Below are 14,889 nucleotides of genomic sequence, written 5' to 3'. Positions count from 1 at the left end.
CGGAGGCGTCTTCCGCGGTCTCGGCCTCGCGCCGCCCGCCCGTGCCGCCGCGCCGCTCCGGGAGGTTGACCCTCAGCCGCGGGGCGGCGGCCGCTGTTCACGGCGGCGTGCGGCACGCGACATCCACGCCGCGGCGATCGCGCCCGAGACGTTGTGCCAGACGGAGAAGACCGCCGCGGGCAGGGCGGCCGCGGGGCTGAAGTGGGCGGTGGCCAGGGAGGCCGCGAGGCCCGAGTTCTGCATGCCCACCTCGAAGGCCATCGCCCGGCTCGCGGGCGCGCCCATGCGGGCCAGCTTCCCGGTGGCGTAACCCAGCGCCAGACCAAGGCCGTTGTGCAGGACGACCGCGAGGAGGACCAGCGCGGCGGCGTCCTTGATCCGTGCGGCGCTGGCGGAGACGACCACCAGCACGATCACGCTGATGGTGAGGGCGGAGAGCCAGGGGAGCAGGCGCAGCGCCCGGTCCGTGTAGCGGCCGACGGCCAGCCGCACCAGCAGCCCGCCGAGCACCGGCGCCAGCACCGTCTTGAGGATGTCGACCACCATGGAGCCCGCGTCCACGTCGAGGAACTCCCCGGCCAGGAGCAGCACGAGCGGCGGGGTCACCAGCGGGGCGAGGACGGTGGAGACGGTGGCAACCGACACGGACAGGGCGACGTCGCCGCGCGCCAGGTAGGTCACGACGTTGGACGCCGTCCCGCTCGGGGCGCAGCCCACGAGGATCACCCCGGCCGCGAGCTGCGGCGGCAGGTCGAGCACCGTGGCGATCAGCCAGCCGAGGCCGGGCATGATGACGTAATGGGCGACGAGGCCGAGTCCAACGGCCCACGGCCGCTTGGCGATCGCGGCGAAGTCGGGGGGTGCCAGGGTCAGCCCCATGAAGAACATCACCAGGCCGAGCAGCCAGGGGACGGCGGGCGCCCAGCCGGTGAAGTGGGTGGGCCAGAACAGGCCTGCCGCACCGGCCGCGACCACCAGGAGGGGGAAGAGGGTGACGGCCCGGCGGGCTGCCCGGTCGGAGGAGGGCAGGTCGCCGTGGGAAGCGGGTCCGGCTGCCGTGCCACCCTCGTCGGACGGCGCGGGGGCTTGCTCGGATTGGCGCATGCGTTCGACGTGCATGGAGGGCACCTTAACCCCGGCCGCCTCCTGCGCCGGCCCGCCCGCTTCTGTCTCCTGAGTGTGGTCATGTGCGGTGCGGCCGGATCGACTTGACCGTTCCGACCGATGCCCCCTGGCGGCGCGCCGGAATGGGGCGGACCCTCGGGGGCGGGCCCTCAGGGGCCGATCGGCTCTCCCGGCTCTGTCAGGTGGTAGCCCAGGGGTGTCGCCACGTGCAGGACGGTCTGTCCCGTGCGCAGGGTCCGGATCAGGCCGGCGCGGCGCAGCACCGCGGCATGGCGGCTGGCGGCGGAGTTCGATACGCCCAGCAGGGAGGCCAGTTGGCGTCCCGTGACGCCGCCGGAGACGACGATGTTCTCCAGTGCCTCCGCCCGGCCCGAGCCCAACAGCGCGCGCAGGGCGTCCCGTTGGCCCGGATCGACACGTGGGGCCGTGCCCGCCGGGATGCGGACGGTGAAGTGGTCCTCGGCCGGCTCGGCCAGGGTGACGCCCTGGTTGAGCGCCACGGCCTGGATGTGCAGGGAGCCCCGGTCGAGTTCGAGGTCCGCGTCGAAGGCGGTCGGCAGTTCCAGAACGCCGCGGCGGAACGCGATCCCGTGCCCGAGCCGCCGGAGCATCGCCGAGGCGCCGCCCGCGACGTAGATCTGGGACAGTCCTGCGGCCCGCACCGCGACCGCGGACCGGATGCCGGAGCGGTACGGGTCCACGGCCGTGCTGCGTAAACGGGCGACAGCGCCGTCCAGCACGCCGAGGGCACGGTCCTCGCCCTCGGCCAGGGCCCTGGTGAAGGGCGTGGGGCCGCGGTGGGCGAACAGGTGCGAGAAGTACGGGAGGTCCAGGCCCTCGGCCAGATCCGGCGACATGCTGCGTGTGTAGAGCTGTGCCAGCGGGTCCTGGGGCAGTCCGCGTTCTGCGCGTGCCCGCCCGGCCGCCGTCAACTCGGCGTCGAAATCCGGGTGGGCACAGACGCTGACGTTGCCCAGTCCCTCGGACCCGAGATGAATCCGTATCAAGGTCGGCCCCCTGGTGTGCACTTGACGTCCCGTTCAGGGCTTTTGCGTGTGCGTGATGAAAGCTACCGGTGGTCGCGGGCGACGGGAACCATACGAAGGCGCCCCGGGCGGGACCCGAACGGGGAACGGGTCCCGCCCCGGGCGCCCTCCCCGTGCGCCGCCGCGGGCCACGCGCGCGCAGCGGCCCCGGCCCGGCGGTGGCTGCGGGCAGTGTCGTCCGGAACGCCGACCCCCGCGCACGTCCATTGCCTGCGGCCCTCGATGCCCGTGGCCGCAACGTCTCAACTGCCTTGGCCGCGGCGTTGCTTGAGCGGACGTCGGCCGCGGCGCCCCCTCGTCGCGGCCCGGCCGGCTCCGGCCGCGCAGGCTTGCGCATGTACTCGATCGGGTTGATCTGACGCGTGCCGTGCTTAGTTCTCCTGGACGCGGGACAGCAATCGCGCCGAGAGGACTGGACTCCCCGGGGAGAGGCCATTGCCCCTGTCAAGGCGGCCGCCGAGGCCGAGTTGAGGTGACGCGTGGGTAGACAGAGTGACCGGCCGACCGTGCGCAGGCGTCTTCGCTACCGGTTCGACACCATGATGTCGCGTGGCATGGCGACGTTGATCGGCTGGATGACCGCGGCCTGCTTCGCCCTCGTGGTCCCGGTGTCCGTACTGCTGGTGTGGGCGGACAAGAAGGCGCCGCTGACACTCGGCGACCGGCTGGCCGAGATCTGGCAGCACGTCGGAGGCGCCTTCCGGCTGGGCGGCGACCTGGGCCCTCCCCTCTATGTGCTGTTCTCCGTCCTGCTCGCGCTCATGGCGCTGCTGTTCACCTCGACACTGATCGGTCTGATCACCAACGGCGTCGACCGCAGGCTCGCCGAACTGCGCAAGGGCCGCTCCATCGTGCTGGAGGACAACCACACGGTCCTGTTCGGCTGGTCCGAGCAGGTCTTCCCGATCGTGGCGGAGCTGGTCGCGGCCAACGCGAACCAGCGCCGTGCGGTGGTGGTGATCCTGGGGCCCAAGGACAAGGTCGAGATGGAGGACGAGATACGGACGAAGGTGACGCACCGGGGGACCACCAAGGTGGTGTGCCGCACGGGGAGCCCCACCGACCCCGCCGACATCGCCCTCGTCTCCCCGGGCACGGCCCGCTCGCTGCTGATTCTCGCGCCGGGTGGACCGGACGGGGACGCGGGCGTCGTGAAGACCCTGCTCGCGCTCGGTCGGGTGCAGCAGCCGACTGGCGCACCGCGCCACGTCGTGGCCGCCCTGGAGGACGGCCAGAACCACGCCGCGGCCCGCCTCGCCGGGGGCCCGCACGCCTGCGTGCTCGACATGGACAGCATCACGGCCCATCTGATCGTGCAGACCTCCCTCCAGCCGGGCCTCTCGTTCGTCTACCACCAGCTGCTCAGCTATGCGGGCGACGAGTTCTACTTCAGTGCCGAGCCCCAGCTGGTGGGCAGGACGTTCGGCGAGGCCCTCATGGCCTTCGCCACCTCATCGGTGGTCGGGCTGCTGCGCGAGGGCGGACGCATCGACCTCAATCCGCCGTGGAGTTCCCTCATCGGTGACCGGGACCGGATCATCGCCATTTCGCAGGACGACGACACGGTCATCGCGTCCCCGCCCCGCCACATCGGCACCGGCGCCATCACCCCGCCGCGGCCGAGCACCAGAAGCCCGGTGCGACTCCTGGTGCTCGGCTGGAACCGCCGGGCGGCAACCGTCATCGAGCGGCTCGACGACCATGTCGTCGAGGGCTCCACCGTGGACGTCGTGGCGCGTCAGCACGAGGCCGCCCATCAGGCCGAGCGGACGGCGGCGGGCCTGACCCGCCTGTGCGTCACGGTCACCGAGGGCGACCCGGCCCGGCCCGCGACGCTGTGCCGGCTCGACCTGGGCCGGTACCACCACATCGTGCTGCTGAGGCACGACGCGCTGGAGGGGCAGCAGGCCGACAACGGCACCCTGGTCACGCTGTTGCACCTGCGGGAGCTGGGCCGGGTGGCGGGGCACGAACTGGCCGTGGTCACCGAGCTGGCGGACGACCGCAACCGGGAACTCGCCCCGACCAGCGCAAGCCACGACTTCATCATCAGCAGCCAACTGATCAGCCGGCTCATGACCCAGATCTCCGAGAGCCCCCACCTGGCCCGCTTGTTCGACGAGCTGTTCCGCTCCGAGGGCAGCGAGATCTATCTCCGTCCGGCCGAGGGCTATGTGCGCCTCGGCCACGACCTCGACTTCTACACGGTCGTCGAAGCCGCCCGCCGACAGGGCCAGATCGCCATCGGATACCGCCTGCACGAGGAGACGACGCTCGCGCCCGCCTTCGGGGTCCGCCTCAACCCGGACAAAAGACGGTCGCACCGGTTCGCCGCGGGCGACAGCATCATCGTCCTCGCCAGGGAATGACCCCCGACACCGGCGTCCTTCCCTCCGGCAGGCGGTGACGAGACAGGAAGCCGGCCGCGTCCCGGGTGGCGGGATCGGGGCCGGGTGACTCTCCTGGTGCCTAGGTCCGTCTTCACGTATCGACAGGTATCGCGTATCGCGGGAGCGCCCATGGAACGAGCAGGTTCCGGAGTCAGTCGTCTGTCACGTACGGTCCATGTGCTGCGTGCCGTGGCATCGGCGGTCCTGGTGACGGCCCTGTACTACGTGGCGCCGCTCGACTGGGGCTTCGGCGTGGGCACCGTCGCGGTGTTCCTGGGGGCGCTGGCCGTGTTCGGGTGGCTGCTCGTGCGGCAGCTCGGCTCGATCACCCGTGCGCAGTATCCGTGGCTGCGGGCGATGGAGGCGCTGGCGGTCGCCGTGCCGCTCTTCCTGGTGCTCTTCTCCGCCACCTACTTCCTTCTCGCCCACGACGTCCCGGGCTCCTTCTCGGAGCCGCTGACCAGGACGGCCTCCCTGTACTTCACGATCTCGGTGTTCGTGACCGTCGGCTTCGGCGACATCGTGCCCACCAGCGAGGCGGCCCGGGCCCTGACCAGCGTGCAGATGATCGTCGACCTGATCGTTCTGGCGGTGCTGGGCAAGGCGGTCTTCGGTGCGGTGCGGATGGGCCGGCGCCGCAGGCGGGCGGAGTCCGGTTCCGGGCCGGAGCCGGGCTGGTGGTCGGAAGACCTGCCGTAGTCCGCGCGGGTCCCGCGGACGGCGTACGACACGCGCGGGCCCTTCGCCGGCCATGGACGCGTCAGAGGTCGAGGACGAGCCGGGCGGACCGTGCCCGGGACGCGCAGGCGTACATCCTGCCCTCGGGTGCGCCGATGTCGTCCCGGTGCTCGGGCGTGCGGTCCAAGACGGAGACCTCGCAGCTGCCGCGGACGCCCTCGCGGCAGCCGGAGGGAACGGGGCGCCCGGCGTGGGCCAGGGCGTCGAGCAGGGATGTGTCGGCGGGCACGGGGACGGTGAGCCCGGAGCGGGCACAGACCGCCTCGAACGCCGTGTCGGGGCCGAAGGACCGTACCGCCGGCTGGAACCGCTCGGTGTGCAGCCGTCCGGCCGGGAACGCCTCCCGCGCCGCGGCCGGCATGCCCGCGGGTGCACAGCAGTAGGCGAGGGCGTCGGGCTCCAGGGCGTCCGGCGCCAACCGGTCCTTCCACGGGTTCGGCAGCAATCCCTGGACGGGCGGCCACCTGCTGCGTGCGGCGCCCGACACCGAGGTTCCGGTCACCGGCCCCGACCCGTTGGCGCCGCACCCGCCCGATGCCGGGGACCTGGCACGCACCGCCGACTGGGTCAGCGCTCATCTGCCTTTCCTGATACCGGAGTTGACGGGGGCGAGCACCTGTCTGGCCGCCCTCCCGGCCGACCCGGCACGGCAGTTCCTGATCGGATCGCTCGCGGGCCGCATCCCCGACGGGGAACGGATCGTGGTGCAGGCGGGCGGCTGGGCGTTCGAGTTCGTGCCCGCCGTCGGACGGATCTGCGCCGACCTCGCCCTCGACGGGCACAGCACCCGCCACGAGAGCGCGACGGTGCTGTCATGAACCCCGGCCACGAGGCGCACACCGCGTGCGCCACGGCCGGTCGGGCACCGGCCGCGCCCGACATCAGGGTCAGCCGTTTCCGGGGCCCGGCGGGCGCCATGCTCCATGTCGCTCTCGCGCGCGGCGCGCGGGACGAGCCCCTGCCGGCCAACGGCGGCCTGCGGCTCGTCACCGGACGGTTCGCCGGCGGAGGGCCCTGCCGCCTCAGCCGTCGGCTCGCGGCCGAGATGCTCCTCAAACACCAACTGCACCGCACCGGCTTCTCCGGGGCCAAGCTGGTGCTCACCGGCGCGAAAGCCGTCGACGACGAACTCCTCGCCTGGACGGCCGCCGTACTCGACCAGTACGCGGGCACCCTCTACACCGGCGCGGACATGGGGGTGACGGCCCACGACATGGCACGTCTCGCCTGCCTCACCCCGTACGTGCTGAACGCCGTCGGCAGCCCGTCGAGCCCCATGTCTCCACCGCCTTCGGTGTGTTGGGCGCCCTGGAGGCGTGGAGCGGCGGGCCGGTCGCGGGACTGCGGGTCCTGGTGCACGGCGCCGGCAGGGTGGGCGCGGTGCCGGCCGCGGAACTGGCCGCGGCCGGGGCCACGGTGCTGGTCCACGACAGCGCTCCCGGTGCCGCCGAGATACCCGGCTGCCTGCCCGTACGCGATTGGGCCGCGGCGCGCCCGCGGCGTTCCGTACCGCGGACCCCGAGCACGTCTACGCGTTCGTCACCTCGACGGTGCGGGAGTCGGTGGCTCGTCTGCTGGCCGAGGCCGACACCGCCACGGCCCCCGCGACGCCGACGGCCCTGCTGCGGCCACCGCCCGAGCCGGGTTACTGCGGCCCGCGCTTCGCGCGGTCGTTCCCCGCGGAGCTCCCGCACCGGCCTCCGGGGGAGCCGGCGTCCGACGCGGCGCGGACCCCGCCGAGTCCGTGACACGGCGGGGCACCCCCGAGGGGCAACGGCTCGTCGGCCGGCGCACACGGTTATAGGTGGGGCGCCCGGTGACGAGGCGAAGGGCCTTGCCGGTCGCGGTGTCGACAAGGCCCTCGTGCGAGGGCCGTGGTGCGCCGCCGCTCAGCGGAAGGCGGCGATGTTCCGGCCCACCCAGTCGCCGAAGGAGCGCGGGGCACGGCCGAGGACGCGTTCCACGTCCGGACTGATCCGCAGTTCGGCGGGGAGCGGGTCGGAGATGATGTCCAGGGTGTCGTCGGCCAGTTCGGCCGGCACGAACCGGGTCATCGCGGCCTTGGCCTCGGCGCGGGTGAGCTCGTGGAACCGTATCGGTGAGCCGAGCGCGGCGGCGATGGCCTCGGCCTGCTGGCGTGGCGTGATCACCTCCGGACCGGTCAGCTCGAAGATCCCGCCGGTGTGCCGGTCCCCGAGGAGGCAGGCCGCCGAGACTTCGGCGATGTCCGCCGGGTCGACGACGGGAACACCGACGTCACCGAAGGGCGCGGCGACCGTCCCCCGGGTGCGGACGGACTCCGCCCAGGCGAAGGCGTTCGAGGCGAAGCCGCCCGGCCGCACGACGGCCCAGTCGAGACCGGACGCCCGCAGGGAGTCCTCCAGCGCGCGCATCGCGATCCGGGACGGCCCGTGCGGCCGGGTCGAGACGCCTTGCGAGGACAGCAGGACGACCCGGCGGACCCCGTGGGCCGCGGCCAGTTCGATGAGGTCGGCCGGCCTCGCGTCGGGGGCGTGCAGGTCGCCGGACAGCAGGAGGAACAGGGCCTTCGCCCCCTCCAACGCGGGTATGAGAGAAGCCGGTTGGGTCAGGTCGGCGGTGAAGTGCCGGACTCCGTCCGGTACCTCGGCCGCGCGCCGCGACACCGCCGTCACTTCTTGCCCCGCCTCGGCGAGTGCCTGCGTCAAGGGCCGGCCGATGTTTCCGGTGGCTCCGGTCACCACGATCATGTTCAGCTCCCCATGCGTTGAGTACCAAGGCGCTCGACGCTAGGAGGCAGGCTTACTTTTCGTAAGAACGTACCCGGAGGTAAGCTCCGGACATGGATGAAGGCGCGCAGCTGAAGCCGGTCGTGCCGGGCCCGCGGTATGAGGTGTTTCACACCGACTGCCCGGCGCGCGACATGGTGGACCATGTGACCAGCCGATGGGGCATCTGGGTGCTGATCTCCCTGCGGAGCAACGCCCTTCGGTTCTACGAACTGCGCGAGAGCATTCAGGGCGTCAGCGAGAAGATGCTCTCCCAGACCCTGCGCGCGCTGGTGCTTGACGGCCTGGTGTGGCGCGAGGTCGAACCGACGACACCGCCCCAAGTCACGTACGGACTCACGGAGTTCGGCCAGGACGTGGCCGAGCCGCTGACGGATCTGTTCGACCGGATCACCCGGCGGCTGCCACCGCGCGTCACGGCGTAGGGCCGAGCCGGGCCGGGGCTCCAGCCCTCGCCCGGCCCCTTTCAGTACGCCTGTCAGTACGTCGCGCGTGCTGTGCCGACGGAGCGCCCGCGCCGCTTCGTCGATGGGTGCGGCACGGGTCGTCACGGGTCGCCCCGGCCCGCGCGGACGCGCTCGACGCTGGCGGCGCGACAGCCGCCGGTGCCCGACACCTCCACGCCGGTCTCGACCCACCCCTCACGCCGTACTGAGCGGATGCGTGGCCGTGGCCGACCGCGGGGGCCAGGCCTCCGGGGAGAGGATGCCGAGGACGTAGGCGCGGGCCACGAGGGCGGGACGGGTCGCGGCGCCCAGCAGGTCGCGCAGGCGGCTCAGGTGGTAGTCGACCGTCTGACGGGACAGCTTCAGGGAGGCGGCGATGTCACCGTTGCTGCTGCCCGCCGCGAGGAGGGAGAGGATGCGGATCTGCGCCGCGGTGAGGGAGGGGTGGGTCTCGTGCGCGAGGCTCTGGTGGGTGACGACGGCCCATACGTGCCGGGCCCGAGCGGTGGAACGGCCGACCGTCGTCAGGTGGAGCTGTGCGCGACGCTGGCGCCCCTCCGCGTCGACGAGCACCGCGGACGTCTCCACGCGTCTGGTGCGGCGCGCTATCAAACCGTTCCACCTGCGGTGCAGCCGGTCGAGGCCGGGGTCGGGGGCGAGCAGGGTGTGGGCGCGGCGGCCCACGAGCTCGGGCAGGCTGAGCTGGAAGACCTCCGCCGCCGCCGCGCTCGCCTCGACCACGCGCCCGTTCGCCGACAGGAGTGCGCAGGGCAGCCCGCTGTGGTCCCGTAACGCCTGCAGGTTGTCCTCGGCCTCCTGCCACTGGACCCGGGTGCGCAGTTGGTCCGTGACGTCGACGTAGATCCCGGCGACACAGGTCCGCCCGTTCTCCCGCACCGGGAACCGGTGGCCCACCGCCTGGCCCGGACTGCCGTCCGGGCGCCGGTAGTCGAGGGTGTGGCGCACCGGAGTCCCGCGGCCGAGTATCTCCTGGTCCAGGGCGCGGAACTGCTCCGCCTCGGCGGGTGCGTCGAAGTCCTCGATGTACTTGCCGACGAGCTCCTCCGGCACGGTGCCGTAGAGGTGCGCGTAGGCGTGGTTGGCCCACAGGTATCGCCCCTCACTGTCCCGGAGGAAGGCTGCGGCCGGGGCGAGGTCGGCGAGCCCCGCGAACGCGTCGTAGCGCTGGGGGACTTCGGAGGCCGTGCGGGTGGGCACGGGGTGGGCAGGGGCTTTCGCCCCGGCGCCCTGGGCATCGGCGAGCAGTGCCTTGAGGCTGGAATCGTCCACAGCGGTCTCCGTCCGTATGCAACCGGCTGACGCACAGTCACATGCGATGGGTATCCCGTGCCGATCCCGCGCATGCTCGGTTCTCGGCCGAAGTGGAGGCCGTCCGAGAGGCCGCGGAACTCTGCCGGTACCCCAACACGGCCTGCGACTCAGGCATTTGCCTGAACGGCAGACGTCCCCAGCGGTGCCGCGGGCGTCTGTCGGGTGGTCCCCTTGAGTGTGCGGGTGAACACGCCCCGACACATACACCGGGCTTCCCCCACGCCCGACGCGCATCACCGGTCCGTACGGCGACACGTACGGCACCCATCCGGCACGTGCGACGCGTACGACATGTACGGGGCACGTACCACACGGACGAATGGAGACGAACTTCAGTGAGCAAGGTGCTGTTGGTGCATGCCAAGGGTGGTCCGCCGCTCGGTCACGTCCTGTCCCGGACGGCCGCGAGGGCGGAAGTACACCTGCTGGCGCTCAGCGCTCTTCCTCCCTCCGTGGCGGGTGCCGCCCGGAGACTGTGTGCCTCGGTCGTGACGCCCGCCGACACGCAGCGCTCGGACCTGGTGTCACTGATCGTGTCGCGGGCCGAGTCCGTGGGGGCGGACGCGGTGCTCACCTTCTCCGAGTACGCGGTCGTGGCGGTCGCCGAGGCGTGTGAGGCGCTCGGCCTGGCGGGGGCCGGCGGCGCAGCCGCGCTCGCCCGCGACAAGCGTCTGATGCGGCGCACCTGGCAGCGACACGGCCTGCCGCAGCCGGAGTTCCGCGCCGTCGCCACGGAGGAGGACCTGCACGAGGCGGCCCGCGCGCTGCCCTATCCGATGCTCCTCAAGGCGGCCTGGAGCGCCGGTTCCACCGCGCACCAGACCATCCGCGCACCGCACGAGGTGTCCGACGCCTGGCACCGTTCGCGCCATGTCATGGCCGAATCGGCACAGTTGGGCTATGCCGAGCTTCATGTGGCCGAAGCCGACGCCGACTTCGTCGTGGAGCAGATCGTCACCGGAGCCGTCGCGGACTGGTTCGACGAGCCCGGCTGGGGCGACTACGTCAGCGTCGAGGGCGTGGTGGCGGACGGCACCTTCCACCCGGTCTGCCTCAGTGGCCGGATGCCCACGGTCGAGCCGTTCACCGAGCGTGCGGGCATCACCCCCGCGCTGCTCTCGCCCGATGCCCAGGACCGGATCGTGGCCCTCGCCCGGCAGGCCGTCGACGCCCTCGGCCTGCGCGACTGCGGGACGCACACCGAGATCAAGCTCGGCGCGGACGGCGCCATGTGGCTGATCGAGACGGCTGCCCGGTTCGGCGGCGCGATGACGGTGCCGCAGATCGAGGAGGTCTTCGGGCTCGACCTCGTCGGCATGCTCGTCGACCAGCTCCTCGGGCGCCCGGTCGAGTGGCCCGAGCAGGCCCTCACCCCGGCCCGGGCACGGGGCGCGGCGGGCTCCCTCGTCGTCCTCGCCGTCGACGGCCGGGGCGAGGCCTGGCAGGACCGCAGGGTCTGGAACTTCCCGGCCGTCGCGGAGCGCGTGCCGCTCAGCCGGGGCAGCGAGCTGTCCGTCGTCGCGGAGAGCTCGCTCGCCGACGGCGACCTCGTGCCGGTCTACGACCCGGCCGCCGGTGCCAACACGATGGCGGCCCTGTGCCTGCTCTCGGCCACCGACCCGCGCACGGTGCTGCGCGACTTCGAGACGCTGGTGGACGCCCTGCCGCGGGTGCTGCCCGCCGCGCACCGCGAGGAGGTCTCCATATGACCGCCGCGCTGTTCACCGACGCGCCCGGCCCGGCCACGGACCGTACGGTCATCGGCGAGAATCTCTCCCTGCCGCTCTTCCGCACGCTCTCCGGCGTCCTGGCCGGCCACCCCTACCTGAAGGTCGTCGTCGACCGCGCCGAGAACGTCTGGCACCTGCTCGACACGGCAGCCCACCCCTTCCACGTCAACTACATCGCCACCCGCGTCCTCGGCATGGAACTCGCCGAACTGGACGCGCGGCTCGACGCGTTCAACGCCTCCGTCTACATGGACCCCGAACGCCGCTTCCTGCTCGGTGTGCTGTCCCTGCACACCGACGAGGACGCGGACGGCCGCGAACGCACCTTCCTCGTCCTGGAGACGACCGAGGCCGACACGATGAACGGCCAACTCCTGTCCTTCTTCTACGAGTTCGTCACGGCCCGGGTCGACGGGAGGCTGCCGGTCCTGCTCAAGCCCGCCAACCACGGGCAGGAGGAGGAGCTGGCGGCGATCAGCGAACAGCGGGTGCCGCGCATCCTGAGCCACGAGCTCTTCGGCAGCAGGACCCGCACCCCCCTGAATCCCGGCGAGGCCACCGGACGGCTGCGGTACTTCCGTACGCACGAGGAGTACGCGGCCGCGGAGGCCGGGCTCGGCTGGGCGGACATCGTGGCCATGCCGTGCCTGCCGGACGACGTTCCCCGGGTGGCCGGATTCCTCAACACGGCCCCGATCACACCGCTTTCGCACACCAACGTCCTGGCCTCCGGCTGGGGCATACCCAACGCGATCGTGCTGGACCTCGATCAGCTCGTCGGGACCGAAGGACCGGACGGCGCCTGGGTCCGCTACCGGGTCTCGGAGGACGAGATCACCGTGGAGCGCCTGGAGCGGGAACCGGAACTGCGGGCCCCGGCCTGGCACCAGCAGCGCATACGCCTGGAGCCGCCCCTGCTCGAAGACGCCCCCGTCCTGTCCCTGCACCGGCTGCGCAGTGCCGACCGCGACCGGTACGGGACCAAGGCGGCCAACCTCGGCGAGCTGCACCACGTCCTCGACAGCCGGACGGCCGATCTCACCGCCTTCTACGGACGACCGCGTCCGCCCCGCGAGGACCTCTACGGCCATCTGGCCGCCCGGCTGGGCATGGACGCCCCCTCGCTGCCCCAACTCCGTGCGAAGGCTGCCGAGTTCGTGGCCACCACGGTCGGCGCTCCGGAGGGCGTGGCCCTTCCCTTCGCGCTCCAGCAGCACTTCCTCGCCTCGTCGCCCGCACTCCAGCAGGGCATCGGCAAACTGAAGATGGCCCTCGAACTCGACGCCACCGAAGTGCTGGACTCCCTCTGTCTGCAACTCCAGCAGCTCATCCGGCACACCCCCGTACCCGAGTCCGTCACCCGGCAGATCCTGGGGGCCTTTCCCGTCCCGGAGGCCGCGCGCGGACGCCTGGTGGTGCGCTCCTCGTCCAACGCGGAGGACCTGCCGGGCTTCTCGGCGGCCGGCGTCTACGACTCCGTCACCGCCGTCCACGGAACCGACGAACTCCTGGACGCGGTACGCCAGGTATGGGCCTCCCTCGTGTCGCCGCGCAGTGTGCGGCTGCGCCACCAGGTGGGGATCTCGCTCGACGACACCTACATGGGCGTGATCGTCCAGGAGTACGTGCCCGCCTCGCTCGGGGGCGTCCTGGTGACCTGCGACCCGACCCGCCGCGAGGACTTCCGCAACGTGTACCTCAACTGTTCCCCCGGCTCCCCGGAGCAGGTCGTCGACGGCTCGGTCCTGCCGCAGCAGTACCTGTACAACACGGTGGAGGGCGGCGGCCGCACGGTGGCCCTGGGCTCCTGGGGCGACGGGCTGCCGGCCGCGACCCGCGCGCGGCTCGCCGGCCTGTCCCTGACCGGGCGGCTGCTGCAGTCCCACTTCAGCGCGGACGACGTGGACCGGCCGCTGGACATCGAGTGGCTGATGACGGACCGGGGCGACTTCCGCCTCGTCCAGATCCGCCCGTACGCGCTGTGAGGGCGCTCCTCGCCGGGAGGCGGCCCGGCAGCGCGGCGGGCGCCGGCCTCACCGGCACCGCCCGCCGGATCGTCCGGCTCAACTACGGCTTCCAGCTGCTCTTCAACCTGCTGTGGTGGATGCCGGTCTTCTACGCGTACCAGCGGCAGGCCGGTCTTTCGGACGGCCAGATCTTCGGCATCCAGAGCATCTACTACGTGGCCTTCTGCCTGTTCGAGATCCCGACCGGGCTGATCGCCGACCGCATCGGCGCCCGCAACTGCCTGCGCGCCGGGGCGGTGGTGATGACGGCGGCGAACCTGGCGCCGGTGTTCAGCGCCTCGTACACGGGCTTCCTCGTGCACTTCCTCGCCATCGCGGTGGGCCGCTCGCTCACCTCGGGCGCGGCGAGCGCCTATCTCTACGACGGGCTGCGGGCCGAGAAGTGCGGCGAGCACTATCTGAAGGCGGAGGGCACCGCGCGGGCGCTCGGACTCGCGGCGAAGGTCGTGTGCTGGCCGCTGGTCGGGCCCCTCATGGCCGTCGCCCACGCGGCGCCCTACGTCCTCAGCGCGGCCAGCGCCGCCGGCTCCCTCGTCTGTGCCGTCGCGCTGCCCCGGATCGCCGGGCCGGACCACCGTGCGGTGGACGCGAACGGGGGGCGCCGGGGCGGCGCGTTCCTCCGGGACGCCGGTGCCGCGTTGCGCTGTGTCGCCGCCTCGCCGTGGCTGGCCCTGGTGATGGTGCAGGGGGTGGCGATCTTCACGCTGTCCCGGATCTGCCAGGTCAACCTGTTCCAGCCGATCCTGCTCGATCACGGCATCGGCGAGGCGTCCAGCGGAGGCGTCCTCGCGGCGATGACGGTGGCCGAGGCGGTCGGTTCGGCCCGCCCCCAGTGGCTGGGCCGACGGCTCCCGCCGGTCGCCTGGGTGTCGATCCTCAGCGTCGCGCTCGCCGGCACCCTGGCGGCCATGACGTTGGGCGGTGCGTGGACCGTGATCGCGCTGCTCTGCCTGTTCGCCGTCGCGACCGGGTTCGCGTATCCGGTGCAGCGCAAGCTGGTGAACGACGCGATGCCCGCGCACGCCCCGCGCGCCACGCTCCTGTCGGTGGAGAGCATCGTGGACCGCGCGGTGTGCGCCCTGGCCGCGGTCGCCGCGGGCGCCTATCTCTCCGCCGGGCGTCTGGACGAGCTGCTCTGGCACAGCGCGCTCGCCACCGCCGCACTGCTCGGAGCCTTCCAACTGCTCCTGCGCAGCGGGGTGGTGAAGCGGGACCGGGCCGGAGGCGGGCGCCCCGCGGCCCGGCCCCTGGACGCGGCGGGGGCACGCTCCCGCTGAGGCAGGACGT

Annotated in this window: 13 protein-coding genes and 1 pseudogene; 8 read left to right on the top strand and 6 right to left on the bottom strand. The window is 72.5% G+C overall.

From position 1 onward, the window contains the following. Positions 1-72: 72 nt before the first annotated feature. Both IE267_RS28080 and IE267_RS28075 read right to left on the bottom strand, forming a co-directional pair. The gene (locus IE267_RS28080) at positions 73-1,119 is read right to left on the bottom strand and encodes a bile acid:sodium symporter family protein (RefSeq protein WP_229861464.1); all 1,047 of its coding nucleotides are present in this window, start codon (positions 1,117-1,119) and stop codon (positions 73-75) included. A 155-nt stretch (positions 1,120-1,274) separates the two neighbouring features. Continuing rightward, complete coding sequence (locus tag IE267_RS28075; RefSeq protein ID WP_189765132.1) at positions 1,275-2,132, bottom strand: ArsR/SmtB family transcription factor; 858 nt, start codon at positions 2,130-2,132, stop codon at positions 1,275-1,277. A gap of 518 nt (positions 2,133-2,650) precedes the next feature. On the opposite strand from IE267_RS28075, the gene IE267_RS28070 reads away from it, so the two are divergent. After that, the gene (locus tag IE267_RS28070; protein WP_229861463.1) at positions 2,651-4,540 is read left to right on the top strand and encodes a CASTOR/POLLUX-related putative ion channel; all 1,890 of its coding nucleotides are present in this window, start codon (positions 2,651-2,653) and stop codon (positions 4,538-4,540) included. Positions 4,541-4,690: 150 nt separating this feature from the next. After that, on the top strand, positions 4,691-5,260 hold the full coding sequence (locus IE267_RS28065; protein ID WP_189765131.1) for a potassium channel family protein: 570 nt from the start codon (positions 4,691-4,693) through the stop codon (positions 5,258-5,260). 61 nt (positions 5,261-5,321) lie between these two features. Here the strand turns inward: IE267_RS28065 and IE267_RS28060 are convergent. Next, positions 5,322-5,705 (bottom strand): annotated as a pseudogene (locus IE267_RS28060) (2Fe-2S iron-sulfur cluster-binding protein); the annotation flags it as partial. Positions 5,706-5,814: 109 nt separating this feature from the next. Between IE267_RS28060 and IE267_RS28055 the strand changes: the two are divergent. After that, positions 5,815-6,117, top strand: coding sequence for a hypothetical protein (locus IE267_RS28055; protein WP_189765130.1), 303 nt, complete (start codon positions 5,815-5,817; stop codon positions 6,115-6,117). A gap of 358 nt (positions 6,118-6,475) precedes the next feature. On the opposite strand, the gene IE267_RS28050 is transcribed toward IE267_RS28055, so the two are convergent. Beyond that, positions 6,476-6,727 (bottom strand): hypothetical protein, encoded by a 252-nt coding sequence (locus tag IE267_RS28050; protein WP_189765129.1) that lies wholly within the window; start codon positions 6,725-6,727, stop codon positions 6,476-6,478. A gap of 50 nt (positions 6,728-6,777) precedes the next feature. On the opposite strand from IE267_RS28050, the gene IE267_RS28045 reads away from it, so the two are divergent. Then, positions 6,778-7,047, top strand: a complete 270-nt coding sequence (locus tag IE267_RS28045; RefSeq protein ID WP_189765128.1) for a hypothetical protein — start codon at positions 6,778-6,780, stop codon at positions 7,045-7,047. Positions 7,048-7,188: 141 nt separating this feature from the next. Here the strand turns inward: IE267_RS28045 and IE267_RS28040 are convergent, their stop codons facing one another. After that, the gene (locus IE267_RS28040) at positions 7,189-8,028 is read right to left on the bottom strand and encodes an SDR family oxidoreductase (protein WP_189765127.1); all 840 of its coding nucleotides are present in this window, start codon (positions 8,026-8,028) and stop codon (positions 7,189-7,191) included. A gap of 92 nt (positions 8,029-8,120) precedes the next feature. Here IE267_RS28040 and IE267_RS28035 point away from each other — a divergent pair, with 92 nt between their 5' ends. Next, positions 8,121-8,492: a winged helix-turn-helix transcriptional regulator gene (locus IE267_RS28035; protein ID WP_161254037.1), complete on the top strand. Its 372-nt coding sequence runs from the start codon at positions 8,121-8,123 to the stop codon at positions 8,490-8,492. Positions 8,493-8,708: 216 nt separating this feature from the next. On the opposite strand, the gene IE267_RS28030 is transcribed toward IE267_RS28035, so the two are convergent. Then, complete coding sequence (locus IE267_RS28030; RefSeq protein ID WP_229861462.1) at positions 8,709-9,803, bottom strand: PAS domain S-box protein; 1,095 nt, start codon at positions 9,801-9,803, stop codon at positions 8,709-8,711. A 530-nt stretch (positions 9,804-10,333) separates the two neighbouring features. Between IE267_RS28030 and IE267_RS28025 the strand changes: the two genes are divergently transcribed. Genes IE267_RS28025 through IE267_RS28015 form a run of 3 tightly spaced genes read left to right on the top strand, consistent with a single transcriptional unit; the run spans position 10,334 to position 14,879 of the window. Further along, positions 10,334-11,554, top strand: a complete 1,221-nt coding sequence (locus IE267_RS28025) for an ATP-grasp domain-containing protein (protein ID WP_444545465.1) — start codon at positions 10,334-10,336, stop codon at positions 11,552-11,554. Continuing rightward, the gene (locus IE267_RS28020) at positions 11,551-13,560 is read left to right on the top strand and encodes a PEP/pyruvate-binding domain-containing protein (protein ID WP_189765125.1); all 2,010 of its coding nucleotides are present in this window, start codon (positions 11,551-11,553) and stop codon (positions 13,558-13,560) included. Before IE267_RS28025 ends, IE267_RS28020 begins: the two co-directional genes overlap by 4 nt. Then, on the top strand, positions 13,557-14,879 hold the full coding sequence (locus IE267_RS28015; protein ID WP_167159949.1) for an MFS transporter: 1,323 nt from the start codon (positions 13,557-13,559) through the stop codon (positions 14,877-14,879). Before IE267_RS28020 ends, IE267_RS28015 begins: the two co-directional genes overlap by 4 nt. Positions 14,880-14,889: the final 10 nt, after the last annotated feature.

Origin of the sequence: Streptomyces xanthochromogenes, assembly GCF_014650455.1 — a bacterium.
Classification (GTDB): domain Bacteria; phylum Actinomycetota; class Actinomycetes; order Streptomycetales; family Streptomycetaceae; genus Streptomyces; species Streptomyces xanthochromogenes.
Note: the sequence above shows the minus strand (reverse complement) of the source record. Positions and strands in the feature narration are given on the sequence as shown.